We start from the raw sequence: 24,569 nt of genomic DNA on the forward strand, positions 1-24,569 counted from the left end.
GGGTGGAATAAGATATGAAGAAAACGTTTGTAACACTGTTTGCCTTTCTATTGGTACTCAGTTCCCTTACTGTAGCTTTTGCGGATAAAGGGGATATTGCCAAAGGGAAAGATAAAGGCAAGCCTAATAAATTTAAAATCGGTGTCGAGGTTCTACTTGATGAACAAAAGGATTTGATCAAAGGGAAACGTGTTGGTTTGATTACAAATCCAACAGGCGTCGATCAAAACCTGAACAGTATTGTTGACCTATTATACAATGATCCCGATGTTGAGTTAACCGCATTATACGGTCCCGAACATGGTGTCCGCGGGGATGCGCAGGCCGGGTCGTATGTCGACTATTACATTGATGAAGCAACAGGCTTACCCGTTTACAGTTTATATGGAAAAACTAGAAAGCCAACACCTGAAATGCTTGAAAATATTGATGTTCTTCTGTTTGATATTCAGGATGTAGGAACGCGCTTCTACACCTACATCTACACGATGGCATATGCGATGGAAGCAGCCCAGGAAAACGGTATTTCAGTTATTGTACTTGATCGCCCGAACCCATTGGGCGGGCAAAAAGTTGAAGGACCTGTGCTGGATCCCGACTACGCATCATTTGTGGGGAATTATCCAATCCCACTGCGTCACGGCATGACCGTTGGTGAACTGGCGACATTATTTAATGAAGAATTTAAAATTGGCGCAGATTTGACTGTCGTTCAAATGAATGGCTGGAAACGCAATATGTATTACCATGACACACCATTGCAATTTGTCATGCCTTCACCAAATATGCCAACATTTGAGACAGCGTTGGTCTATCCTGGCGCTGCTCTAATCGAAGGGACAAACGTTTCAGAAGGACGTGGAACGACTAAACCGTTTGAATTAATCGGCGCTCCTTTTGTTAATAGCACTGAGTTCGCTAAAGCATTAAATGATTTGAATATGCCCGGTGTTATGTTCCGTGCAGCCTCCTTTACACCGACATTTTCAAAGCACAGCGGGAAGTTAAGCCACGGCGTTCAAATTCACATTACGAACAAGCAACCATTTGATCCGATTGTAACAGGACTGCATATCGTAAAAACACTTCACGATATGTATCCGAATGACTTTGAATTCAGAGCTAGAAACAGTGAAGGCATTTCATTTTTCGATAACCTTATCGGAAATGGCTGGGTCATGGATGCCATTGAAAATGGAGAATCAATCAAATCAATCGAGAAACAATGGAAAAATGACTTAAAAGAGTTTGAAAAATTACGTAGAGGTTTTTTGCTCTATTGAAATAGGAAAAGAGACAACCACACGGGTTGTCTCTTTCTTATCTAAAATGACCTTATTTCAATGCGTCCGTCAACACCGGAACAATTTGCTTCTTCCGTGATACGACACCTTTTAACGTTGCCGTATTATTCATTGGTGAGACGTTGAATGCTGCGCATGCACGGTTAGCTTCGTTGCCTAGTGCTAAAATAATGGAATCATTGTTGATGATGTCGGTTACGACAAATAGGAATAATCCAAGATCTTTCGCCGCGATTACTGCATCGATTGCCGCTTCCAACTCTGGTTGTTTTTGCATGACTTCTTCAATGTCTACTGCATTCACTTGTGCAATTTCGATTTTTAAGCCGTCTTCCAATGTGAATTCTTTGGCGTCAAGCGATATGAGATCTGCAATTGTTTTATCACTTAGATCTGCACCGGCTTTCAGCATTTCAAGACCGTATATTTGCGCGTCAACCTCTGCGATTGCAGTTAATTCTTCGACTGCCAAACGATCCTCTTCAGTAAATGTCGGTGATTTAAACAATAGTGAATCTGAAATTAGTGCGGAAAGCATAAGTCCCGCAATATTTTTAGGCACTTCCACGCCGTTTTCTTTAAATAATTTATTCAAAATTGTAGCTGTGCAGCCTACTGGTTCAGCGCGGTAATAGAGGGGATCACTCGTTTCAAAGTTTGCAATGCGGTGGTGATCGACAACTTCGATGACTTGAACTTCGTCAAGGTCATCCACGCTTTGTTGTTTTTCGTTATGATCGACTAATATTACTTTTGACGCTTCTGGAGCCGCTTGTTTGATTAAACGCGGTGCTTCAAAACCAAAATACTCTAGCGCATAAGCCGTCTCGCCTGTAATATCGCCAAGGCGAACTGCTTCTGCATTCATGCCCAATTGCTTTTTTAAATAGGCATAGCTAATTGCCGAAGTGATTGAATCCGTATCCGGGTTTTTATGTCCAAAAACTAACACTTTTTCCATGCAAATATTCCTCCTGGTTATCTATCGTCACATATATATTACCACATTGGGGTATCCTGTAGAATGATATTTTGTTTCACAGCTGAATTCTGTATGCACTTACCTAAAAAGAATCGCTCTTAGTCCATCGTTGTTTTCCACAAAGTCCGCCAATGTGTAACTATCCAGCACTTTAAAATAGGCAGCGAGTGCTTCATGTAACACGCCTTTTAATCTGCAAGCGGGCGTTATTACGCAGTTATTCAATTCGCAGTTAAAACACTCGACAAGATGAAAATCATCTTCTGTTTTTCGGACAACTTCTCCAATATTTATATCGCTTGGCGCCAACTTTAATCGAATGCCCCCACCGCGACCACGTACCGTTTCAATTAAACCATGCTTGCCCAATTCATGAGCAACTTTCGTTAAATGATTTTTTGAAATGCCATACGCATCTGATATTTCTTGAACAGTCGACAACTCATCTTTACCCTTAACACCTATATATAAAAGAACACGTAAGGAAAAATCCGTGTACATCGTTAAACGCACTTTTTTATTTCACCGCACTTTCCACATTAATTATACCTTTTGTGTCAGTCACGTGAAAGAAATGTGACTGAAATCGCAACACTTTCTAAAGTTATATATTTTATATAGCTTTAGAATTCAATCTGCGTTATTCTTAACTTATCAACTGAAAGGACGTGTTACCATGCTTTCACAAGAAACGATTAACATTATTAAATCTACGGTTCCCGTACTGGAGGAACACGGAAAATCAATCACAACTGTCTTTTACAAAAATATGTTCGAAGCTCACCCAGAGCTTTTAAATGTTTTCAATCACGTGAACCAATCTCAAGGTCGTCAACAAACTGCTTTGGCAAATGCTGTTTATGCAGCAGCGGCAAATATCGATAATCTCGGCGCGATTTTACCGGCGGTTGTTCAAATAGCACATAAACATAAATCACTTGGAATTACAGAAGATCAGTATCCGATTGTCGGCCATCATCTATTAGGCGCGATTAAAGAAGTTCTTGGCGATGCGGCTACACCTGAAATCATCGAGGCGTGGGGAGAAGCATATGGCGTGATCGCGGATGCCTTTATCGGAATCGAAAAACAAATGTATGACGAAGCTGAACAACTGGACGGCGGTTGGAGAACTTTTAAAGACTTCACGATTGTAAATAAAGTCGTTGAAAGTGATGTCATCACGTCATTTTACTTGGAGCCGGCGGACGGTAAAAAACTTCCTACTTACAAACCAGGTCAATACTTAACCATTCGCGTCAATATTCCAGGCGAAACGAATACATTTAACCGTCAATACAGCCTATCTCAAGCATCAACTGGCGATGTGTATCGAATTTCAGTTAAACGAGAAGATGAAATTGAGCCAAACGGAAAAGTATCAGTATTCCTTCATAACCATGTGAACATTGGAGATACAGTTGAAATTAGCGTACCTGCTGGGGATTTCTATCTGGATATAGAAAGCACAACTCCTGTTACACTAATTAGTGGCGGTGTTGGAATTACACCGATGATGAGCATGTTTGAAACAATCGCAAAAGATTCACCAGAACGCCCTGTGACGTTTCTTCATTCAGCTCGAACTCGAAAACACCAAGCCTTCCATGAGCGCTTAGTTGAATTAAATGCATCTATGCCGAATTCAGCTTATAAGGCTTTGTATTCTGAAGAAGGAGATGGCTTCATCAACCGTGAATTCCTAGCTAAGCATGTACTGGAAGGCAGCGATATTTATGTGTGCGGACCCGTTCCTTTCCTACAAGCCGTCATTAGCGGTTTACATGACCTCGGAATTTCTGAAGAGAAAATTCACTTCGAATTCTTCGGACCAGCTGTAGAACTAGAACTCGTTAATGCTTAAAAAAGTAAATTAAACACAAAAAGAATCCAAATTCGAATATGAATTGGATTCTTTTTATTTTTCTATATAACAACCTTAAGGATCGGTTAGCATTGAATTGCTGAGGTTCACACCAAAAGGATTTCGGATTAAATGTTAGAGAATATAAAATATTGTTCTCGCAACATAGTATGCGCCTAAAAATATTAACAAAGGTTTTATAAAGTCTTTATTTTCCTTTTTATAAACAACAATTATGGAAATTGAAAATATAAGAGGTAACCATACAAACCAAAACAGAAAGTTGGTAAAAATAACTTCTAGAATTATAATCATTCCTTTGAACATCAGATTAGTTAATAGTACAGTTTATCGAAGTTGCTTATCTTTCTGTTGTTCATTTCTAGCTGCTTTTATATTTAGAAAAATAGTATACCCAACAGCTATGAACAGAAGTATAATCCCATAGCCAATCTCTAAATCCAACCAATACGTAGATATAATTATCGTGATAGAAACAATAATAATTAACAGTAAGCTAGACCGATGATATTTTTTCATTGTGTTTCCCCCTAACCCTAAATTGATTCTAATAATCTGGCACAGTTTATCTCACAACTGCTTTTTTTATTTATTAACCCTCATCTAAAATCTTAAGTAATGCACTAACAGCAAACAATAGAAATGCAATTTGAGTTATGACCTCTCTCAAATAGCCCGTTTAATGAATACTAACTCTACTGTAACCATAGCAGAATTACCACAAAAATCCTTTTTAAAATATAAAAAAGCACCGCTAATTGCGATGCTGATTGTTGTTCTAATTTGCTTGTTATTTTAACTTTTTTACCACTCAACTGAGCGGGTTATCATCACTGAGGAACGGCTTTCATTTGTTCGATTTTTGAAATGTAGTCAATTGAAAGTTTGTTGAAGATTTCGGGCTGTTCGATATTGCAGACATGTCCACTGTTTTTAATCTTGATGAATTCAAAAGCGTCACTTTTTTGAACCGCCTCTTCAATCGGAGGGATGAATAAGTAATCTTCCTCACCCATGAGAAATAATGTCGGTATGTCCGTCGTTGATGTCTGAAGTCGTGTTAGATAAGGATTGATGAGTTTCGTGAGAGAGAACCATTTAATGAATTCTTTCTGATACATTTTTTTTGCTTCATTGACGAAAGCTAGACGTGATTCTTCATGTTGCTTTCGTGGCATGATTATATAGGCGAATAATTTATAGAGTAACATATAAGGCACAAAACGTTTTGTGGCACGGCCAATCCATAATAATAGTTTCGTTCGAATATCAAAACGGATAATCGCGCCGCCTAGGATTAGTGACTTTACACGATCCGGATAATTATCCGCCATCGTTTGGGCAACAATCGTTCCTAGCGACATGCCGATCACATGCGTTTTTTCTACTTTTAATTCATCTAATACATCGATAACTTCTTTTGAAATATCTAAAAAGGTGTCGCCTTTTTCCCAACGACCGCCTTCAGATTTTCCATGTCCACGCAAATCGATCAGAAGGACGTTATGTTCTTTTCTAAATTCACGAATTTGTTTAAACCAAGTCGAAGAGCTGCCTCCCGCGCCGTGCACAAAAGTAACCCATGGTGCTTCTTGGCCAACTTCGTAAGTTCGATAATGAAGCATAATTTCCTCCCCTAGTCTATTAAAGATATTCTATATAAATTAATTCGTTTAAAATTTAATAATTATTTTCAGATGACACTCTATAATTTATCATATCTTAGGGGTTTATTCAAACTGAAAGAAGGCCAGTATCCTGACCTTCTTCTAACTATTTTTTGATAAAGTTATTTTTCTAGTAATTTTAAAGCTTCACGATTAAATGCTGGTATATCGTCGGGTGTTCGGCTAGTTACCAGTTGGTTTTGGCAAACAACTACTTCTTGATCTAGGTAGTGGGCGCCTGCGTATTCCATATCGACTTTAATGGATTTGTATCCTGTTGCATGTCTTCCTTCTAGGGATTTTGTCGTGATTAATAATTGAGGACCGTGGCAGATTGCGAATACAGGTTTTTCATCATCCATGAACGCTTTTGTAAATTCCACGAAACGGTCATCTGCACGTAAGATGTCTGGGGAAAATCCACCGGGTAAAAGTAACGCATCGAAGTCTTCAGGCTTCACATCATCAATTCCTTGATCTACTGTTAATGATTCGCCTTTTTTACCGGTAATCTCCACGCCTGATTCCTTCTCAATTGTTACAACTTCATGACCAGCTTCTTCAAATGCCTTTTTAGGCGCCGTAAACTCCGAGTCCTCAAATTCATTTGTGATTAATGTAGCGATTTTAGCCATGTAAATGTGACACTCCTTTGTTCGTTATACTACTGTTTACCCGATTTACATATTGGGAAACTTATCGATATTTGGAAACGTACGGATTATCTTTTTCAAAAAATCGCCACGGGTAATGAACTGCTTCGCCAGAATTCCCGATCCCGACTCTTGGTCCAGCTACAATTTCCTCAACCTTCACCCCTTCGGCAATGAAAAGCGGTTCATGTGACCAATGATGGCCATAATATTCCATGGATATGTTCATGGCCTTTGTCAATTTACCCGGACCGTTTGTCCAATCGATTTCCTTCATGTGCTCTCCGCGATTTTTACGCATCACTTCATGGCCGAGTACTGGTTCAACTGCACGGATTAGAATTGCATGCGGTGTACCAACTGGGCCGGCAACGACGTTGATAAGTGTATGGGTATGCATTTGATAGGAGTAGACAAGCCCCGGACTGCCGAACATGATTTCCGTTCTTTTGGTTCTTCGATTGTTGAAACTGTGCGCAGCTTGATCTGCTGGTCCTTGATAAGCTTCTGTTTCTACGATTTTCCCTACTAACAGGCCCGAAGGTTGTTCGTGGACGATATATTGTCCCAATAATTCTTTCGCAAGTTCTAATCCAGGTGATTCGAAAAATGATTTGTCGACTGGTTTATACATACAGAATCGCCCCCTTCTACACGCTATTATTCCCTTCATTTTGACTTACTAACACGATATAATTAAGTAAAAAGAATTGTGGGTGAGGTCATCATGGAAAAACTGCAAAAGGATATTATAAAATTCACGAAAGCCCGTAACTGGGACGGGAATCACGATGCACGAAATCTCGCGATATCCATTTCACTCGAAGCCAGTGAATTACTTGAACATTTTCAGTGGCAATCAGCAGAGGAGGCACTCGCGAAGAATAAGCAGGAAATTGCTGAAGAAGCGGCAGACGTTTTTATTTATTTGTTGCAGTTCGCTGATTTGCTAGGGATTGATCTTAAAGAGGAAGCGCGAAAGAAGATTGAGAAGAACGAAGAACGGTTTCCTGTTTGATTGCAGGTATAAAAGGTTTGCTTGCACTAAAGCAGCGTTTGCTTGCACACTTACGACATTTGCTTGCACTTAAATGACTTTGCTTGCAAGTCGGGACTTTTCTCCTAACCATCTTGGACAGCAAGTAAATCAATGATACAAAAAAGGAGTACTTGAATAGCGAACGCTTCAAGTACTCCTTTAAAACTTTGTTATTTATTCCTTAATCAAACCTTTTTCAATCAAAAATTCTCTCGCGACGTCTTCAGGTTTATCTTTATCCAAATCCACACGGGAATTCATTTTCAACATATCTTCTTCTGTAATTTTTCCTGCTAAGCTGTTTAATACTTTTTCAAGCTCAGGGAATTTTTTCAGCGTGTCTTGACGAACGACCGGTGCTGCGTCGTATTTCGGGAAAAAGCCCAAGTCATCTTTTGTTGTTGCCAAGTCGAATAGTTGAATTCTGCTATCCGTTGTAAAAGCAGGAATCACATCAACATCACCGTTTTTCACCGCTTCATACATCACATTCGGATCTAAACTTTTGGCATCTGCAAATGAAAATGGGTACGCCTTATTTAAATCTTCATACCCGTCACCTTTACGCTCGTAAAAAGCATGTGGTGCTCCAAATACGATATCTTCTTTTGACGATTTTTCCGCAAGCTCCGAGTAAGTAGCTGAGTCATAGGATTTGTCTTTTGCATAGGCAAGCGTATAGCCATTTTCAAATCCTAATGGTGCTAACCAAGTCACCTTAAATTTGTCTTCGTACCCTTTTTTCACACGGTCAAATACGCTTTCAGAACTCTCTCCAGCCTTTGACTCTTCCTTTAATACATCTTTAAGGCCCGTCCCTGTGTACTCAACATATAAATCGATTTCGCCTTTTTCTATGGCGGGTGTCAGTATCGCTACTTCACCAAGACCGTCTTCATATTTCACCTTATAATCCGTTTCAGACTCAATATAGAGACCTAGTATGTGAGGCAAGATATATTGTTCCGTCCATGGCTTTCCGCCGATGATTATTTCATCTTTCGAGCCGCAAGCACTTAGTAAAAGCACAAGTGCAAGAACGATAACTCCTGTAATTTTCTTCACATGAATCCCCCCTTAACTATTGGTTGTTGATACCTTTAGGCGTAACTCTTTTCTCCACCCACTTCAACATTAAATCAAACGCAATTGCCAACAATGCAACAGGTAGCGCCCCTGCCAGAACTAAAGCATTGTTATACGATTGGAGACCTCTGTAAATAACGTCGCCTAAACCGCCCGCACCCACAAAGGTCGCTAGCGTTGCAATACCGACAGTCAAAACCGTCGCTGTTCGAATCCCCGCCATTATGACGGGCAATGCAATCGGCAGCTCAATTTTTTTCAATATTTGGTTTGGGGTCATGCCCATTCCACGACCCGCTTCGATAATCGAATCATCGGCACCAGTCAAACCGGCATATGTATTACGAACAATTGGTAATAAAGCATAAATAACGAGTGCAATAAGTGCTGTTTTTGAACCGATTCCGATAAGCGGAACTAAAAATCCAAATAATGCAAGACTAGGTATTGTTTGCAGCACCGCTGTCACGCCAATAATCGGTTCTGCAAAACGGCGATACCTGGCGACCAATATTCCAGTAGGTAGCGCAATTAGAATTCCAATTGCAAGCGCTACAAAAGATAAATAGATATGTTGCAGAAATGCTTCCGTTATTAAATCTGAACGGCTGCTAATCGTATCGAAGAAATTACTCATACTGAAAGCGCCCCTTCCTGGTCTTTCATGGCAGCCTTCAGGAGCGTATGGTGTCCGAGATATCCGACGATCCTGTCTTGACTTGTAATGGCAAGACGCCCATTTGAATGATTATCCAGAATTTCAATTGCTTCCTGAACTGTTATCAACGCGTCGACCTTTACGCTATCTCCTGCCCAGGTTTCATCCAGTATGTCAGAGAATTCCACGAGTTTTCTTTGCGCAAAATCGCGTCTACGTGCAATTCGTTTTTGACCGATGAAATCACGAACAAAATCTGTCGCTTGGTGTTCTATTAACTCATTTGGTGAAGACATCTGTTCAATTTGACCTTCGCGCATAATGATGATTTCATCAGCAATTTCGAGTGCCTCATCCATATCATGCGTGACAAACACAATCGTTTTCCTAATCTGTTTTTGGAGCTTCCGTAACTCGACTTGAAGTTGCTCTCGGCTAATCGGGTCAAGCGCTGAAAAGGGCTCGTCCATCAATATAATATTAGGGTCGCTTGCTAGAGCACGACTTACCCCAACACGCTGTTGTTGGCCACCAGACAATTCAAAAGGATAACGACTTCTATACGTTTTTGGATCCAAATCGACTAATTCCAATAATTCATCGACCCTCGCTGAAATTCGGTCTTCTTCCCATCTCAACATTTCGGGAACCATCGCAATGTTTTCTTCAATTGTCATATGTGGAATCAAACCGATTCGTTGAATCACGTAGCCAATCGAACGTCGAAGTTCAACTTCATCTCTTTCCAAGATTGGTTGTTCATCGATATATACTTCTCCCGATGTCGGAAGTTCTAATCGATTGATCATCCGCATCAGTGTTGTTTTTCCACACCCACTCGGACCAATAATCGCAGTTAATTTATGTGTCGGGATTGTTACTGTAACCCCGTTTAAAGCTTTCGTTCCATCTGGAAACACTTTCGTTACATTATCAAATCGAATCACATCTTCACTCCTATAGACTATCGTTAGAATAGTCCTTGTCCTTGTGCAAACTCACGGTACAAATCATGTGTCGCAATGAGTTCCTCATGTTTTCCTTTACCAGTAATCTTTCCTTTTTCCAGGAAGATTAACTGATCTGCATGAATAACCGTCGCCAATCTATGTGCGATAATGAGCGTTGTTCGACCTTCCATAAGCCGTACCAGCGCTTCTTGAACATGAGTTTCTGAACCACTGTCTAAATTCGACGTAGCTTCATCAAGAAGCAATATTTCAGGATTATAAAGTAACGCCCTAGCAATCGCAATGCGCTGGCGCTGTCCACCCGATAATTTCATTCCACGTTCACCGACAAGCGTTTCAAACTGTTCCGGCATTTCTTCGATGAAATCGAGTGCATTCGCCGCTTCTGCAGCACGCTTCACTTCTTCAGTCGTCGGTCTACTATCAAGCCCATACGCAATATTATCCATGATTGAACCACTTAATAAAGGGCTTTCCTGCGAAACATACCCAATTTTCCCCCGCCACTCGGCCAGAGCAATTGTATAAATCGATTTTCCTCCTATTGACACTTCCCCATTTGTAGGCATATAAAACCTTTCCAACAAAGAAAATACAGTCGTCTTGCCGCCACCACTTGGACCTACCAAGGCGGTTACTGTTCCAGGATTCGCTTCAAACGAGATTCCACTGAGGACTTCCTTTCCGGATTCATAGGAAAAATGAACATCATCAAATTTGATTATTCCCTCTGGAACAACTTTTTCTCCCGTTGACACTTCACTTTCCATTTCAATAATATGTTGAATACGCTCAGTCGCCCCAACCGCTTTTTGAAATGAAGTGAAAAATGATGCCATCTGCGCAAACGGTACGATAATTTGAAACATGAAAAAGATAATGGCAACGAGCGTCCCCGCCGATAAAATTCCCCTGGATACTTGAGAGCCGCCATATCCTAAAATTACGACGAGAATACTCATCATCGTTAACGTCATGATGGGCGATATCACAGCTTGTATTTTCGCTTCTTTCAAACCGAAGCCAAATAATGAACGAATTGCTTTTTGTCCTTGTTCTGCTTCCGTCTTCTCCGCACGGGATGCTTTTACTAATCTTATATCGCCAAGGACACGCCCTAGATGACCTGAAAACTTTGCCATCTCAGCTTGCGTCGCCTTTGCCACTTTATGCATTATACGACCGAGCGGTATGATTATCGCCATGCTGATTGGAATACTAATGAGCATGATTAATGTCATTTGCCACGACAGGAAAAATAAAATAATAATCGATCCAACAATCGATATGACTCCGGATACAAAAGTCACAAGATGATTCGTCACCAATTCCTTCAACGTTGTTGTATCTTGTGTAATCCGGCTCATCGTTTCGCCGGTTTCATTCGCATCATAATACGAAACCGGTAGACGGAGCACTTTGTTCCACAACTTCCCGCGCAAATCTGCGACAACCGTTTCCCCTATATATGTCAATAGATAGTGGGATACGCCGCCGGTCAATGCTTGTACGATGAAAATCACAAACAAAAGTGCCGCCGTTTTCCAATTAAATAATGCATCCGCTAACGTATCCACAAGCGTTTTCGTAATAAGCGGTATGACAAGCCCAGCTATCGTCGTCGTTAGCGAAAGAATTAGTGCAAGGACTGTGACGCCAATTGGCCATTTCAACTTTTTTAGTAAAGCAAAAAAGTTTTTCGTAGAGGATTCTTTACGAGTTTTGAGTTGTTCCGACATGCTAACACTTCCCCTTTTGGCGTTTATTTTTATAATTATATCTAGGAGTTGTTATTCAATAGCCGCCCGATTTCTAACCAGTCCGCATCTAAAGACGGCCGGTGTGAAGGACGATAAAATATGGAGGCCGGATGAAAAGTCGGGACGATTGTAAATGTTTCATTCGTCCAGCTAAATTTTGTATCGTCGAGTTCTTTCAAATATTGAACTGGTCTTTCCAACAGTTGCCCGTGCAATTCGGTGACTTTCGACTCTCTCCCTAATAAACGCTGCAAACCAACATTTCCAAGCGTGACAATCAACTTCGGTTTCACAGTCAATAACTCATAGTCGAGTACCGGCGCGTGTGCCAAAATCTCTTTTTGCGTAGGTGGCCGGTTGTATTTCCGCTCTGTTAAAGTACCATCACGATTTCTTTTCGTTCCCCATCTGTAAGGTCTACTTCGCACAGCACTCGTTATATAAACATCTTCCCGCGATAAACCAATCGTAGCCAATGATTTCATCAATTCTTTTCCAGCACGCCCAATGAACGGGATGCCGTCCACGAGTTCGAATTCTCCGGGTGCTTCACCGATTAGCATAAGTTCAGGATCTATCGGGCCTTCACCGTAAATAAAACCTTCTACTGGAAATCCTTCGATGCGGTCTTTTCCAAGTTGTGCAATCGATTCTGGTATGCGGAACATCGAAACACCCTTTCCTTTTATTTTACTGTAACAAAAATAACCTCTCCACATAAAGGAAAGGTACTGGACTACTTAGATTATGAACGGATTCAGTGCATTTTCTACACTGTTAGAAAAATTCTTTCCGGCACCCCAGTCAAAACGTAAAATACCTTCAGAAGTTCCTGCAGCTACTGCATGAACATTCGTTTCACCATCAAAGTTATCGATTGTCACCGTAAGTGAAGCGCGGTTACTCGTACGCATATAATACTTTTCCAGAATAACAACATGGATAACTTTATCTTCAAACTTCCTTTCATATTGATCAACCAGTACCCCACTCACATTTCTCCCAAGCACCCAATCTTTAATTTTCTCCGTTGCCTCTGTCGGTGTTAATTTCACACGGAAATTTCGTACAGTCATTTTTATTCCTCCCGTTACTTTTAACTCTTTATACGTTTGACCATTGAAGAGGTTTCATTCGTAAAGATGCATGTGCAAAACAAAAAAGTGCCTGAACAATGAAGCGTTCAAGCACTTTATAAATGATTTTATTCTAACTCCAACTGCTTTGTCTCTGTTCCCAAGAAGACGACTGCTAAGACACCGATAATAATGGCTCCGCAGAAAATCCCGAAAATTAAACCGAAACCATATCCCGCCGCCAATAAAGAACCGACAAGCAATGGACCGAAAATACCGCCGACTCGACCAACTGCCGCGGCCATACCTGAACCTGTCGCGCGAATAGACGTTGGATATTGCTCAGGTGAATACGCATATAAGGCGCCCCATGCGCCTAAATTAAAGAATGATAACAGTGCACCTGAAACGAGTAATAAGCCAAGTGTTTCCGCATTTCCAAATATGATAGCACTTGTCGCTGTTCCAAGAAGATACGTTGCCAAGACGAATTTTCGTCCTGCTCGTTCTATTAACCAGGCCGCTGTGAAATACCCAGGAAGCTGTGCGAGTGTCATTAAAAGTACATAGCCAAAACTTTTGATCATACTAAAACCTTTCATCACCATCACACTCGGCAACCATAGGAACATTCCGTAATAAGAGAATACGACCATGAACCAAACAATCCATAACATAACTGTGCGCTTCGCGTATTTTTTCGACAACAAAAGCTTGATCTTCGCACCAGCGGATTGCTTCGGTTTACCGTCTTCTACATATTTTGGAGAGTCAGGCAAGTTTCTTCGAAGATAAATCGCGTAAAATGCAGGTAGTGCAGTAATAATCAAAGCAACACGCCAGCCAAACGATGGAATCACAAAATAGGCAATTAATGCAGCGATCAACCATCCAGCCGCCCAAAAACTTTCTAATAACACAACAACTCGTCCACGTTCATTCGCGTCTACGCTTTCAGATACCAGTGTCGATGCCACTGGCAGTTCCCCACCTAGGCCAGCCCCAACAAAGAAACGTAGTATTAAAAAAGCAGTTAGCGTCATCGTTAATGCAGACAAACCACTTGCGACTGAGAATAAAACAAGCGTGATCATAAATACATTCTTTCGCCCAATCCGATCCGCTAATAAACCGAATCCGAATGCACCAACTGCCATTCCAATGGAGTTAACACTTCCGATCCAGCCCATTTCAACAGATGTTAAATTCCATTCAAGCGCAACGGCTGCAATCACAAAGGATAGGATTCCGACATCCATTGCATCGAACATCCATCCTGTTCCAGCCAAGCCGAGCAAGCGGTTACGTGATATTTCTTTTTTCTGCTTCAAAATCCCTCTACTCCCCGTGTTCATATTCAGGTGTCATGACACATGTCATTTTACGCCACTTATTAAACTAACACAAAGGTTTTTTAAAATAATAAGTACTAGACTTTCCGCCGAGCCTGTAAATAGGGTTCACACAAATCGGAAAACTATACGCAGATCTTCATTGCCATGAGTTTTCCATATAAAAAAGAATCGGCCTATAGAAGACCGATTCCCCATTCTTATTAATATTAAAACGCTTCTTCCATTTCATTAATCATTTCTTTCATTGAAAGAAGACCGCCGCCTGATAGATACCAGTAATCAGCGTTTAAATAAATTACTTTGCCATTTTTATAAGCATTTGTTTTCTTAACAAGATCATTTTCGATTGAATCTTTAACACTTGACTCTGTGCCAATTGCCGCATCACGGTCTACAACAAATAGAATATCTGGGTTTGTTTCAAGAATGTATTCAAACGTAATGTTTTGACCATGTGTCGATACTTCTATTTTTTCATCGGCTGCTTTGAAACCAAACACATCATGTATTAAACCGAAACGTGAATTAGGTCCATATGCACTTACTTTTCCTTCACTTCCAAGAACGATTAATGCATTTTCATCAAGATCTGACGTTTTCTCATTAATCGCAGCAATTTGCTCATCAATTTCAGCTAGTTCTGCTTTCATTTCATCTTCTTTGTTAAAGATTTTGGCAACAAGGTCCATATTCTTTTTAAATGAATCCATATAATGCGCTGTATCTAAACCAACGTAGACAGTAGGTGCAATCTCACTAAATTCTTTATAAAGATCAGCCTGACGTCCAGAGATGAAAATCACATCTGGTTTCATCGCATGGATTGCTTCAAAATCGGGTTCTTTCAAGCTACCCAAGTTTTTGTATTTTGTGTCTTCAAATTTAGACAGGTAACCTGGAACGTTTGATTGTGGAAGTCCTGCTACTTCAACACCAATTTCGTCAAGTGCATCAAGCATTCCGAAATCGAACACGACAACTGTTTCAGGGTTTTTCTTTACTTCTACCGGCTTTTTATCAAGTTCATGCGTAACTTCAATAACTTCACTTTCAGCTTTATCGCCTGTTGACCCAGACGTTTCAGGTTTTTCAGTATTGCTCCCACATGCTACTAGAAAAGCCATTAATGCAAACATCATAACTGCTAAAGATATTTTTTTCATTATTTTTCCCATCCTTTAATTAGAGTTAAAGTACACGCAAATACGGCAGTTACTTAATTGTTTAATCGGGATATCCATATCATAAATTTCTTTCAAGGAATCCGAGTTAATAATGTCATCGGTCGGCCCGTCTTTAATGACACGGCCGTCTTTCAGTGCAACGATTCGATCTGAATACACTGAAGCGAAGTTAATATCATGCAGAACGATGATGACGGTTTTACCAAGTTCATCAACAAGTCTGCGTAAGATTTTCATAATTTGTACTGAATGCTTCATATCCAAGTTATTGAGAGGTTCATCCAATAAAATATAATCGGTGTCCTGTGCGATAACCATGGCGATAAATGCCCGTTGACGTTGACCACCTGATAGTTCTTCCAAATAACGATCTTGCATGCCCATTAAATCCATGTAATCGAGGGCTTGGTCGATAATGCGAATATCTTCTGCATTTAAACGGCCTCTCGAATATGGATATCTACCGAAAGAGACAAGTTCGCGAATTGTCAAACGAACATTCATGAAATTTGACTGTTTTAATATCGAGACTCGTTTTGAAAAATCATTCGACTTCATTTTTCTTACGTTTTTTTTATCGACAAGCACCTCGCCCGTGTCCGCATCAAGAAGGCGGCTTACCATTGAAAGGAGCGTTGACTTTCCAGCACCATTCGGTCCGATAAATGAAGTGATTTTTCCTGGATGTATATTCACACTCACATTTTCAACGACCGCTTTCTTACCGTAAAACTTCGTTAGCTCACGGACTTGAATCATGTAGATCGACTCTCCTTTAATAGTAAGTAGATGAAGTAAATACCACCGACGAAGTTGATGATAACACTTAGCGTCGTCGAAAACGTAAACACGCGCTCCACAACCCATTGCCCACCAACGAGAGCGAAAATACTCATAATGGATGCACCGACAATGAGAACAGAATGCTTATATGTTTTAAAGAATTGATAAGATAAATTTGCGACGATGAGTCCGAAAAAAGTAATTGGACCCACGAGTGCTGTTGAAACAGCAATGAGTACAGATGAAATGATGAGCGTTTTTTTAACGACTGCGTCATAGGATACACCCAAGTTGATGGCCGTATCTCTACCAAGCGACAAAACGTCCAAATCATTTATCGATCGCCAACCGATAATCATTGAAATAACAATTATGGCAAGTGCCCACCAGACAAGATCTCCGCTAACATTGTTGAAGCTCGCGAACATTTTGTCTTGAACACGTAAAAACTCATTCGGATCAATTAGGACTTGCAAAAATGTTGAGATGCTCCCAAAGAAAGTCCCTACGATAATTCCGACAAGCAACAGGAAATAGATAGGTCTCTTCCCTGATTTAAATAAAAACTGGTACAACAATAGCGCAAACACAATCATTGCCGATACGGATAAAATGAAATTCACATGTTTGTTAACAATCGTCACATGCGATGAGCCTAGGAAAAAGATTCCCACTGTCTGTAAGAGTAAATATAGTGAATCGAATCCCATAATGCTCGGCGTTAAAATCCGATTATGTGTGATTGTTTGAAAGATAACAGTTGAATAGGCAATCGCTACACCTGTTATGACCATTGCTAGCAATTTAATGCCGCGACGCGGCAATGCATAATCGAAACTTCCGTTTAAACCTTGAAATAAGTAAAGGCTACAGAAAAACAAAGCAAATGAACTGAGTATAATCATTTTTGTTGAATTACGCATACGATTTCCTCCTAAACAGCAAATAGAGGAAAATTCCGCTTCCAATGACGCCTACCATTAAACTAATTGATATTTCATATGGATAAATGAGCACTCGACCCAAAATATCGCAAATGAGAAGAAATATCGCGCCAAGCAGCGCGGTATGCGGCAAAGTCTTTTGCAAGTGATCGCCTTTAAAGATTGAAATGATATTTGGGATAATTAAACCTAGAAAAGGAATCATCCCCACTGTTAAAACGACCGTTGTCGTAATTAGTGCAACAAGTATAAGACCAATATTTACGACTCGCCTGTAGGCAAGACCAAGGTTTTTCGAAAAGTCTTCTCCCATGCCAGCTACTGTAAATCGATTTGCGTACAGATACGCAATTACAATAACAGGGATACTTATGTAGAGAAGTTCAAAACGTCCTTTCATAATCATCGAAAAATCGCCTTGTAACCATGCTGACATATTTTGAATAACGTCCGCCCGATAGGCTAAAAACGTTGTTACAGATGACAGTATACTCCCAAACATTAGTCCCACTAGCGGAATGAATATCGCGTCCTTGAACTTAATCCGATCAAGTATTTGCATGAACAGCAGCGTGCCGGCAAGCGCAAATGCAAATGCGACAATCATCTTCTCAATTGTTGATGCGTTCGCGAACAAGAGCATTGAAACAAGAATTCCAAGCCGTGTTGCATCGAGCGTACCAGCAGTTGTCGGGGAAACAAATTTATTTCTGCTCAGCTGTTGCATAATGAGTCCCGAAATACTCATACCAGCACCTGCTAGAATGATTGCAACGAGTCGGGGTAAACGGCTGATCAAAAATATTTCAGTCTCTTCCGATTTAAAATCTAGTAGACTCATCGGGGTTATATGGCTAACTCCTACAAATAAAGATAAGAAGGATAGGCCTATTAATGCGACGATCAAATAACGTTTTCTCATGGATAGCCTCGATATCGGTTATTTAAATCTAATTGAGAATACTGCATTGAAAACCATTATCAATTAGACTCAATCTTAATTATAGCACCGGTTAATTCGTTGTCAATTATAATTGAAAATGATTATCAATTAGATTACTATGGACTATATGAGAATAGTATCCAAAAAAAGAAGGCGCTAATTAATAACAAATACATTTCGCATATTGAATATAAATGTCGTTTTAAATGACATAATCCGCTATACTAACTTTTACTGAAGGGGGACTAAAACATTTTGTTAAAACAATTCTTTTCTTATTATAAGCCACACAAACGACTGTTTATCATCGACTTTTCGAGCGCCGTATTCGTTGCTTTGCTTGAACTTGCATTTCCATTGGCGGTTCAATGGTTTATTGACGTTTTATTGCCAGGGGGCAATTGGGGTAAGATTGTAACAGTCAGCATTCTATTACTTCTGATTTACATATTAAGTACATTTCTTCAATATATCGTCAGTTATCTTGGCCATAAACTAGGCATTAATATTGAAACCGATATGCGTCAACAACTTTTCAATCATGTGCAACGGCAATCGTTCAGATTTTTTGATAATACGAAAACTGGACATATCATGAGTCGTATCACCAATGATTTGTTCGACATCGGAGAACTTGCCCATCATGGTCCTGAAGATCTGTTCATCGCGATTATGACACTTGTTGGTGCATTTATACTCATGTACAATATCAATCCAGAACTTGCTATCATTGCAATCGTCATCGTACCGCTTCTTGTCGTGCTCGTTACATTCTGTAACATTAAAATGAACCAAGCATGGACGAATATGTACGGTAAAATTGCAGATGTTAACGCTCGTGTGGAAGATAGCGTATCTGGTGCGCGTGTTGTCCAATCTTTTACAAACGAAGAATTTGAAATCTCACGTTTTGAAACGGATAACGGGAACTTTAGAATCGCAAAGCTTGTTGCTTATAAAGTGATGGCTTGGACGCATTCGAGTATGTATATGATGACTCGATTAATGACTTTAGTCGTTCTCGTTGTCGGTGCCTGGTTTTCATTTAACGGAAAACTAACTTACGGTGAACTTGTTGGGTTTATTCTCTTTGTTAATATTCTCATCAAACCCGTTGATAAAATTAGTGCATTACTGGAACTTTATCCAAAAGGAATGGCTGGTTTTCGCCGCTTCCGCAATTTACTCGATCAAGAACCTGAAATTGAGGACCATCCCAATGCAATTACTGTTGATCATTTAACAGGCGATATCGTCTTTAAAGATGTTTCGTTCAGTTATGACAACACAAAAGCTGTTTTAAATGACGTTAGCTTAAGTATTCGTGCAGGCGAAACGGTCGCTTTCGTTGGACCATCTGGTGCCGGTAAAACAACGATTTGTTCATTAATCCCTCGATTTTATGATGTGAATGAAGGGTCTATTTCAATTGACGGGATTGATGTTCGTGAAATGACGCAAAAATCGCTTCGTGCGCAAATCGGTATCGTTCAGCAGGACGTCTTCTTATTTACGGGAACCATTAAGGAAAATATTGCTTATGGGAACTTAGAGGCTTCTGATAAAGATATTTATGAGGCGGCGCGTAAAGCCCATCTGGAGGAATATATTGCTTCATTGCCACAAGGTTACGAAACTCAAATTGGCGAACGAGGATTAAAACTTTCGGGCGGACAAAAACAGCGACTCGCAATTGCACGGATGTTCTTGAAAAATCCTCCGATTCTAATTTTAGATGAAGCGACATCTGCACTGGATACAGAAACAGAGCGGATTATTCAGCAGTCACTCACTGAACTAGCTGAAAATAGAACGACACTTGTTATAGCCCACCGACTTGCAACAATTCGTGATGCAAACCGCGTCATTGTTGTCACTGAGGATGGTATCGCGGAAGATGGCACGTATACTGAACTGCTCGAAAAAGACGGGATTTTTGCGCATCTGCATAACATTCAATTTCAAAAAGTTTAACTTTCGATTTTTTGGACAGTATAAGTTCATCCCCCTTTCTCAAAAAAATGCACCGCAAACGACCTCCCCCGGTCTTGCGGTGCATTTTCCCTTTAGTAGCTCGTCACAAACTCTTCGAAACGTTCACGGTCATACACTAACATTTCAACAGTCATAACTGTTCCGTCTTCGTCGTACGAAGTTGTTTTCACATTTGCTTTGTCATTTAAATAAGCGACAACATCTCCACGGTCAAATGGTACGAGTAACTTACACGTAACATATTTATCGAAAACATGCTTTTTAATTAAATCGACAAGCTGGTCTAAACCTTTGCCGTCTTTTGCCGACAACCATACATTATTTTCATTTACTTGCGGATACTGAACTTCCGCCAAATCAGATTTATTGAACACGTTTATCGTCGGAACATTTTCCACGCCTACATCATTCAAGGTTTGATCGGTAACATCCATCATGAAGCGATATTCAGGGTGTGAAACATCAACCACTTGAAGCAGAAGATCCGCATCGCGGGCTTCTTCTAACGTAGAACGGAATGCTTTCACCAGGCTATGCGGCAGTTTACCAACAAAACCAACTGTGTCAGTTAGCAGAAACTCTTTATTGTCCGGCAGTTTGACATTCCTTACAGAAGTATCAAGTGTCGCGAATAACATATCCTTTTCAAACACTTGTTTTTCTACCGAAACATTCATCTTTTCGAGAAGTCCGTTCATAAGCGTTGATTTTCCAGCATTCGTATAACCTACGAGTGAGACGACAGGCAAACCGCTTCTTCTACGCTGTTTCCGTTGTGTTTCACGCTGCGCCCCAACACTTTCTAAATCGCGTTTCAACTTGGCAATTTGATCCTCAATCACTCTTCGGTCAAGCTCAAGCTTCGTTTCACCGGCTCCTTTGTTCTGGAAACCGCCGCCCGTTCCGCCGCCTTGCCTGCTTAATGACGCACGAAGGCCAATTAAACGAGGCAACATGTATTGTAATTGCGCTAAATCCACTTGCATTCTAGACTCTCTAGAACGAGCCCGTCTTGCAAATATATCAAGTATCAGCATGGTTCGATCGATTACTTTACATTCTAGCCCATTTTCCAAATTTCGGATTTGGGATGGCGATAATTCATCATTGAAGATGATTAAATTCGCATCTGTTTCTTCAAAGTAATTTCTAATCTCACTAATTTTTCCCGTCCCGACGTAATGAGAAGGATTTACACGCTCCATATTTTGTACGACGGTGCCAACGACTTCCACATCAATCGCTTCAGCCAGATTTGCAAGTTCCTCCATCGAGTATTCAAAATGATCATCTGTCTGAACTTGTACACCGACTAGCACGGCACGTTCGACTAATATATCCAATAAAACGACTCCCTTCAACGACTTACCTATTGTAATTTTACCATATCCATTTTCTTGCAACAAACGAAGGGATTCTATTACTTAAGCTCATACATGCTCAATGACTACTTCTATCAGTCTTTCTTCTTTTACTTTGTGTTCCTGTCTAATGAATTTTAGGTCGGCATTTGGTAATGCAATTGTGTTGTCTGAATGCGTCGTCGATAATAAGGACGCCCATTCTTTAGCAACTTGGGTAGGGTCATTCACAGTGAATATGCATTCCGTAATGACCAGTTTTTCATTGTCCGGTAAAATGGTTCCATCCTCGCGCAACTCAGTTAAACGCGCCTCATCACCTTTTTCCCATTCAATGAAAAATGGCAAGGGCAAATTAGCTGACGGCTGTTGGTTGATAAATAGCATTTTCCATTTTCGACTATCTCCTCTTGCTGTCTTTCTTTCGGCATGAATCACGCCAGATGTTTGATAACCTCGCGCACGGATATTCGTATCGAAAGATTCAATGTTATCGACTGTGAGACAAATCGTACCCCAAGCATCCCCACCGGATACATCCCGTAACAATAAATTAACCAGTTGATGATCCGATTTTTCCGCTATGTGTTTATTTTCTACAGAAAGCCATTCAATATACGCATTTCTCACGTACATAAGTGCGTTATGCGTTCCCCATTTTTCATGACTACCGCCAATTACCGCATGCCACCCAATTTTACCTTGTTCATTGACTACTTCTTCGGGAGATTTCTCTGTGAAATAAACAACATGATCAAGTTTAATCATTCCCATCCCTCTTTCAATAAATTATCTTTCCCTAGTCAGTTTTTCTAATGTATCCGTAAATTCTTGTTCGATTATAGGGTTCTTTTTATAGGTCAATAAACTAACTAAATATGTCACAAGAAGACATAAAATGAATCCGGGAACAATTTCATAAAGCGTATCAGAAAGCACTTTTATATTCCCCCAAATAATGACTGTTATCGCACCGACGACCATACCTGACAATGCCCCTGTAGTTGTAATTTTCCGCCAGTATAACGATAACAAAATAATGGGACCGAATGACGCCCCAAACCCAGCCCATGCGAACGACACGAGTTTCAGGATTGTATCATGATCTCCCCAGGCCAAGATTGCGGCTACGATGGCAACTAACAGGACTGACATTCTCCCTAAAAACACATATCGTTTATCCGGAGCATCTTTCTTAATAATGGCTTTATATAAATCCTCAATCAGTGCGGAGGACGTAACAATAAGCTGTGAAGAAATCGTGCTCATAATTGCAGCTAAAACAGCAGCGAGCATGATTCCGGCAATGAATGGATGGAAAATGATTTGACCTAACGCGATAAACACAGCTTCAGGATCAACCAACTTCGTCCCCGCGTTTTGTTGGTAATAAGCAATTCCAACAAGCGCTGTTGCAACAGCGCCCACCAAACTCAGGATCATCCAACCGATTCCAATTCGTCTAGCGTGTTTCGTCTCTTTAACAGATGTAATCGCCATAAATCGAACAATAATATGCGGTTGTCCAAAATAGCCCAGTCCCCAGGCAACCGAAGAAAGAACGCCAAGGACAGTCACACCAGAAACCATATTCAATAAGTTTGGATTCACTTCCCGAATACTTGCAGCTGTTTCTCCGAATCCGCCTGTCATAAAAATCCCGAACAATGGAACTAGAATCAGCGCAAGAAACATAATAAGACCTTGTACAAAATCCGTATAACTAACCGCTAGGAATCCACCGAATAGCGTATACGCCAAGACAACAGCCGAAACAATTAGGAGGCCGGTATGGTATTCGAGTCCAAACGAGCTTTCAAAAAAAACACCGCCCGCTACCATTCCCGATGAAACGTAAAACGTAAAAAATAGTAAGATGATGATTCCCGAAACAATTCGAAGAAGCCCGGACTTGTCTTTTAATCTGTTTTCCAAAAAGCTTGGAATTGTGATGGATTCATTTGAAACTTGGGTATATACACGTAATCGCGGTGCAACGAACAACCAATTTAAATAAGCCCCAACTGTTAATCCGATAGCAATCCAAGCACCGGCTAACCCATTCACGTAAATGGCACCTGGCAGGCCCATGAGTAACCATCCAGACATATCAGCTGCTCCAGCACTAAGTGCAGTAACTGCCGGGCCCAAAGATCGGCCACCTAACATATAATCTGTCAGATTTGATGTTCTCCGAAAAGCATAGTACCCGATGATTAACATCGCGGCCATGTACAAAATAATTGCAATTAATTGATAGGTGTCGTTAGACAAGATCATTCACTCCTTTATGTTCTATAATTACTATTAAAACAGTTTTTCCTTCCCAAAGATATATGATTTTCGCAACTCTGCTTCAGATGTATAGTACACTTGTAGACAGAATTTGTTTATTTCCCCTAAATTCCCCGGGAAATATACAAGAAACGACAAGGAGGAAATAAATATGAATCATACTAAATGGCTCGATAAAACTGTGGAAATGGCAATCGAGAATGTGCGAAACGGCGGTGGTCCATTTGCGGCAATCGTTGTGAAGGACGGCGAAATTATTGGCACTGGAACTAATCTTGTCCACGTCAACAATGACCCTTCAGCCCATGCTGAGCTACTCGCAATTCGCGAAGCCTGCACGGCGCTTTCATCAATTGATCTTTCTGACTGTGTTTTATACGCTAGTGGCGAACCCTGTCCGATGTGTTTAGGCGCTGCCTATTGGTCCGCTGTCGGAAATATTTACTATGCATGCAGCAAATCTGAAGCTTTAGAAGATGCTAATTTCGAAAATCCACTTGCCGCATTCTTTTCCGATCAAACTAAGGAACCTGAAAACAGAGAAGTTCCCTTCATTCAAGTGAAAACAGAGAATTGTCTTGCCCCGTTTCACGAGTGGAATCGTAAAAACTCGCATGCTTAAGTTTTG

25 protein-coding genes are annotated in these 24,569 nt (G+C 40.5%); 5 read left to right on the forward strand and 20 right to left on the reverse strand.

Going from position 1 to position 24,569, the window contains the following annotated elements; genetic code table 11:
- The first annotated feature begins 14 nt into the window (after positions 1–14).
- The gene (locus tag J4G36_RS13330; protein WP_210470893.1) at positions 15–1,283 is read left to right on the forward strand and encodes an exo-beta-N-acetylmuramidase NamZ family protein; all 1,269 of its coding nucleotides are present in this window, start codon (positions 15–17) and stop codon (positions 1,281–1,283) included.
- Between the two features lie 52 nt (positions 1,284–1,335).
- Here J4G36_RS13330 and J4G36_RS13335 read toward each other — a convergent pair whose 3' ends face one another.
- Together J4G36_RS13335 and J4G36_RS13340 are read right to left on the reverse strand one after the other, a co-directional pair.
- Positions 1,336–2,265: a manganese-dependent inorganic pyrophosphatase gene (locus J4G36_RS13335; protein ID WP_210470894.1), complete on the reverse strand. Its 930-nt coding sequence runs from the start codon at positions 2,263–2,265 to the stop codon at positions 1,336–1,338.
- 99 nt (positions 2,266–2,364) lie between these two features.
- Entirely contained in the window at positions 2,365–2,799 is a 435-nt protein-coding gene (locus J4G36_RS13340) for an Rrf2 family transcriptional regulator (RefSeq protein ID WP_210470895.1), read from the reverse strand.
- A 163-nt stretch (positions 2,800–2,962) separates the two neighbouring features.
- Between J4G36_RS13340 and hmpA the strand changes: the two genes are divergently transcribed.
- Positions 2,963–4,150 carry an NO-inducible flavohemoprotein gene (hmpA, locus tag J4G36_RS13345; RefSeq protein ID WP_210470896.1) on the forward strand — a complete coding sequence of 396 codons (1,188 nt, stop codon included), beginning with the start codon at positions 2,963–2,965 and terminating at the stop codon, positions 4,148–4,150.
- Between the two features lie 348 nt (positions 4,151–4,498).
- Here the strand turns inward: hmpA and J4G36_RS13350 are convergent, their stop codons facing one another.
- The 4 genes from J4G36_RS13350 to J4G36_RS13365 all read right to left on the reverse strand — a co-directional run bounded on the left by J4G36_RS13350 (position 4,499) and on the right by J4G36_RS13365 (position 7,125).
- Entirely contained in the window at positions 4,499–4,690 is a 192-nt protein-coding gene (locus J4G36_RS13350; RefSeq protein WP_210470897.1) for a hypothetical protein, read from the reverse strand.
- 311 nt (positions 4,691–5,001) lie between these two features.
- Complete coding sequence (locus J4G36_RS13355; RefSeq protein ID WP_210470898.1) at positions 5,002–5,796, reverse strand: alpha/beta fold hydrolase; 795 nt, start codon at positions 5,794–5,796, stop codon at positions 5,002–5,004.
- 164 nt (positions 5,797–5,960) lie between these two features.
- Positions 5,961–6,473 (reverse strand): type 1 glutamine amidotransferase domain-containing protein, encoded by a 513-nt coding sequence (locus tag J4G36_RS13360; RefSeq protein ID WP_210470899.1) that lies wholly within the window; start codon positions 6,471–6,473, stop codon positions 5,961–5,963.
- Positions 6,474–6,534: 61 nt separating this feature from the next.
- Positions 6,535–7,125: a DNA-3-methyladenine glycosylase gene (locus J4G36_RS13365; RefSeq protein ID WP_210470900.1), complete on the reverse strand. Its 591-nt coding sequence runs from the start codon at positions 7,123–7,125 to the stop codon at positions 6,535–6,537.
- Between the two features lie 93 nt (positions 7,126–7,218).
- Here J4G36_RS13365 and J4G36_RS13370 point away from each other — a divergent pair, with 93 nt between their 5' ends.
- Positions 7,219–7,509: a nucleotide pyrophosphohydrolase gene (locus J4G36_RS13370; protein ID WP_210470901.1), complete on the forward strand. Its 291-nt coding sequence runs from the start codon at positions 7,219–7,221 to the stop codon at positions 7,507–7,509.
- Positions 7,510–7,704: 195 nt separating this feature from the next.
- Here the strand turns inward: J4G36_RS13370 and J4G36_RS13375 are convergent, their stop codons facing one another.
- The 11 genes from J4G36_RS13375 to J4G36_RS13425 form a co-directional block, all read right to left on the reverse strand.
- On the reverse strand, positions 7,705–8,595 hold the full coding sequence (locus J4G36_RS13375) for a glycine betaine ABC transporter substrate-binding protein (RefSeq protein WP_210470902.1): 891 nt from the start codon (positions 8,593–8,595) through the stop codon (positions 7,705–7,707).
- A 16-nt stretch (positions 8,596–8,611) separates the two neighbouring features.
- Entirely contained in the window at positions 8,612–9,253 is a 642-nt protein-coding gene (locus J4G36_RS13380; RefSeq protein WP_210470903.1) for an ABC transporter permease, read from the reverse strand.
- A complete protein-coding gene (locus J4G36_RS13385; protein ID WP_210470904.1) occupies positions 9,250–10,221 on the reverse strand; it encodes an ABC transporter ATP-binding protein in 972 nt (323 codons plus the stop codon). Before J4G36_RS13385 ends, J4G36_RS13380 begins: the two co-directional genes overlap by 4 nt.
- A gap of 23 nt (positions 10,222–10,244) precedes the next feature.
- Positions 10,245–11,984: an ABC transporter ATP-binding protein gene (locus J4G36_RS13390; RefSeq protein ID WP_210470905.1), complete on the reverse strand. Its 1,740-nt coding sequence runs from the start codon at positions 11,982–11,984 to the stop codon at positions 10,245–10,247.
- Positions 11,985–12,025: 41 nt separating this feature from the next.
- Positions 12,026–12,673, reverse strand: coding sequence for a uracil-DNA glycosylase (locus J4G36_RS13395; protein WP_210470906.1), 648 nt, complete (start codon positions 12,671–12,673; stop codon positions 12,026–12,028).
- 72 nt (positions 12,674–12,745) lie between these two features.
- On the reverse strand, positions 12,746–13,081 hold the full coding sequence (locus tag J4G36_RS13400) for a DUF6054 family protein (protein WP_210470907.1): 336 nt from the start codon (positions 13,079–13,081) through the stop codon (positions 12,746–12,748).
- A gap of 128 nt (positions 13,082–13,209) precedes the next feature.
- On the reverse strand, positions 13,210–14,436 hold the full coding sequence (locus J4G36_RS13405; RefSeq protein ID WP_305792228.1) for an MFS transporter: 1,227 nt from the start codon (positions 14,434–14,436) through the stop codon (positions 13,210–13,212).
- 206 nt (positions 14,437–14,642) lie between these two features.
- The gene (locus J4G36_RS13410; RefSeq protein ID WP_210470909.1) at positions 14,643–15,599 is read right to left on the reverse strand and encodes a siderophore ABC transporter substrate-binding protein; all 957 of its coding nucleotides are present in this window, start codon (positions 15,597–15,599) and stop codon (positions 14,643–14,645) included.
- A 15-nt stretch (positions 15,600–15,614) separates the two neighbouring features.
- Positions 15,615–16,379 carry an iron ABC transporter ATP-binding protein gene (locus tag J4G36_RS13415; RefSeq protein ID WP_210470910.1) on the reverse strand — a complete coding sequence of 255 codons (765 nt, stop codon included), beginning with the start codon at positions 16,377–16,379 and terminating at the stop codon, positions 15,615–15,617.
- A complete protein-coding gene (locus J4G36_RS13420; protein WP_210470911.1) occupies positions 16,376–17,326 on the reverse strand; it encodes an iron chelate uptake ABC transporter family permease subunit in 951 nt (316 codons plus the stop codon). Before J4G36_RS13420 ends, J4G36_RS13415 begins: the two co-directional genes overlap by 4 nt.
- A complete protein-coding gene (locus J4G36_RS13425; RefSeq protein ID WP_210470912.1) occupies positions 17,319–18,269 on the reverse strand; it encodes an ABC transporter permease in 951 nt (316 codons plus the stop codon). Before J4G36_RS13425 ends, J4G36_RS13420 begins: the two co-directional genes overlap by 8 nt.
- Before the next feature lie 276 nt (positions 18,270–18,545).
- Here J4G36_RS13425 and J4G36_RS13430 point away from each other — a divergent pair, with 276 nt between their 5' ends.
- Positions 18,546–20,264: an ABC transporter ATP-binding protein gene (locus tag J4G36_RS13430; protein WP_210470913.1), complete on the forward strand. Its 1,719-nt coding sequence runs from the start codon at positions 18,546–18,548 to the stop codon at positions 20,262–20,264.
- Positions 20,265–20,356: 92 nt separating this feature from the next.
- Here the strand turns inward: J4G36_RS13430 and hflX are convergent, their stop codons facing one another.
- From hflX to putP, 3 genes are all read right to left on the reverse strand, one after another.
- Positions 20,357–21,628 carry a GTPase HflX gene (gene hflX / locus J4G36_RS13435; protein ID WP_210470914.1) on the reverse strand — a complete coding sequence of 424 codons (1,272 nt, stop codon included), beginning with the start codon at positions 21,626–21,628 and terminating at the stop codon, positions 20,357–20,359.
- An 87-nt stretch (positions 21,629–21,715) separates the two neighbouring features.
- Complete coding sequence (locus tag J4G36_RS13440) at positions 21,716–22,414, reverse strand: VOC family protein (protein WP_210470915.1); 699 nt, start codon at positions 22,412–22,414, stop codon at positions 21,716–21,718.
- A 21-nt stretch (positions 22,415–22,435) separates the two neighbouring features.
- Positions 22,436–23,920, reverse strand: a complete 1,485-nt coding sequence (gene putP / locus J4G36_RS13445; RefSeq protein ID WP_210470916.1) for a sodium/proline symporter PutP — start codon at positions 23,918–23,920, stop codon at positions 22,436–22,438.
- Positions 23,921–24,092: 172 nt separating this feature from the next.
- Here putP and J4G36_RS13450 point away from each other — a divergent pair, with 172 nt between their 5' ends.
- Positions 24,093–24,563 (forward strand): nucleoside deaminase, encoded by a 471-nt coding sequence (locus tag J4G36_RS13450; protein ID WP_210470917.1) that lies wholly within the window; start codon positions 24,093–24,095, stop codon positions 24,561–24,563.
- Positions 24,564–24,569 lie beyond the last annotated feature (6 nt).

This window comes from Sporosarcina sp. 6E9, from assembly GCF_017921835.1.
In the GTDB taxonomy this organism is placed as follows: domain Bacteria; phylum Bacillota; class Bacilli; order Bacillales_A; family Planococcaceae; genus Sporosarcina.

Excerpts from the sequence above, each read along its gene's own strand:
- J4G36_RS13330 (WP_210470893.1), top strand. The coding sequence starts at position 15 with ATGAAGAAAACGTTTGTAACACTGTTTGCCTTTCTATTGGTACTCAGT.
- J4G36_RS13335 (WP_210470894.1), bottom strand. The coding sequence starts at position 2,265 with ATGGAAAAAGTGTTAGTTTTTGGACATAAAAACCCGGATACGGATTCA.
- hmpA (WP_210470896.1), top strand. The coding sequence starts at position 2,963 with ATGCTTTCACAAGAAACGATTAACATTATTAAATCTACGGTTCCCGTA.
- J4G36_RS13350 (WP_210470897.1), bottom strand. The coding sequence starts at position 4,690 with ATGAAAAAATATCATCGGTCTAGCTTACTGTTAATTATTATTGTTTCT.
- J4G36_RS13355 (WP_210470898.1), bottom strand. The coding sequence starts at position 5,796 with ATGCTTCATTATCGAACTTACGAAGTTGGCCAAGAAGCACCATGGGTT.
- J4G36_RS13360 (WP_210470899.1), bottom strand. The coding sequence starts at position 6,473 with ATGGCTAAAATCGCTACATTAATCACAAATGAATTTGAGGACTCGGAG.
- J4G36_RS13365 (WP_210470900.1), bottom strand. The coding sequence starts at position 7,125 with ATGTATAAACCAGTCGACAAATCATTTTTCGAATCACCTGGATTAGAA.
- J4G36_RS13370 (WP_210470901.1), top strand. The coding sequence starts at position 7,219 with ATGGAAAAACTGCAAAAGGATATTATAAAATTCACGAAAGCCCGTAAC.
- J4G36_RS13380 (WP_210470903.1), bottom strand. The coding sequence starts at position 9,253 with ATGAGTAATTTCTTCGATACGATTAGCAGCCGTTCAGATTTAATAACG.
- J4G36_RS13390 (WP_210470905.1), bottom strand. The coding sequence starts at position 11,984 with ATGTCGGAACAACTCAAAACTCGTAAAGAATCCTCTACGAAAAACTTT.
- J4G36_RS13395 (WP_210470906.1), bottom strand. The coding sequence starts at position 12,673 with ATGTTCCGCATACCAGAATCGATTGCACAACTTGGAAAAGACCGCATC.
- J4G36_RS13400 (WP_210470907.1), bottom strand. The coding sequence starts at position 13,081 with ATGACTGTACGAAATTTCCGTGTGAAATTAACACCGACAGAGGCAACG.
- J4G36_RS13405 (WP_305792228.1), bottom strand. The coding sequence starts at position 14,436 with ATGAACACGGGGAGTAGAGGGATTTTGAAGCAGAAAAAAGAAATATCA.
- J4G36_RS13410 (WP_210470909.1), bottom strand. The coding sequence starts at position 15,599 with ATGAAAAAAATATCTTTAGCAGTTATGATGTTTGCATTAATGGCTTTT.
- J4G36_RS13415 (WP_210470910.1), bottom strand. The coding sequence starts at position 16,379 with ATGATTCAAGTCCGTGAGCTAACGAAGTTTTACGGTAAGAAAGCGGTC.
- J4G36_RS13420 (WP_210470911.1), bottom strand. The coding sequence starts at position 17,326 with ATGCGTAATTCAACAAAAATGATTATACTCAGTTCATTTGCTTTGTTT.
- J4G36_RS13425 (WP_210470912.1), bottom strand. The coding sequence starts at position 18,269 with ATGAGAAAACGTTATTTGATCGTCGCATTAATAGGCCTATCCTTCTTA.
- J4G36_RS13440 (WP_210470915.1), bottom strand. The coding sequence starts at position 22,414 with ATGATTAAACTTGATCATGTTGTTTATTTCACAGAGAAATCTCCCGAA.
- J4G36_RS13450 (WP_210470917.1), top strand. The coding sequence starts at position 24,093 with ATGAATCATACTAAATGGCTCGATAAAACTGTGGAAATGGCAATCGAG.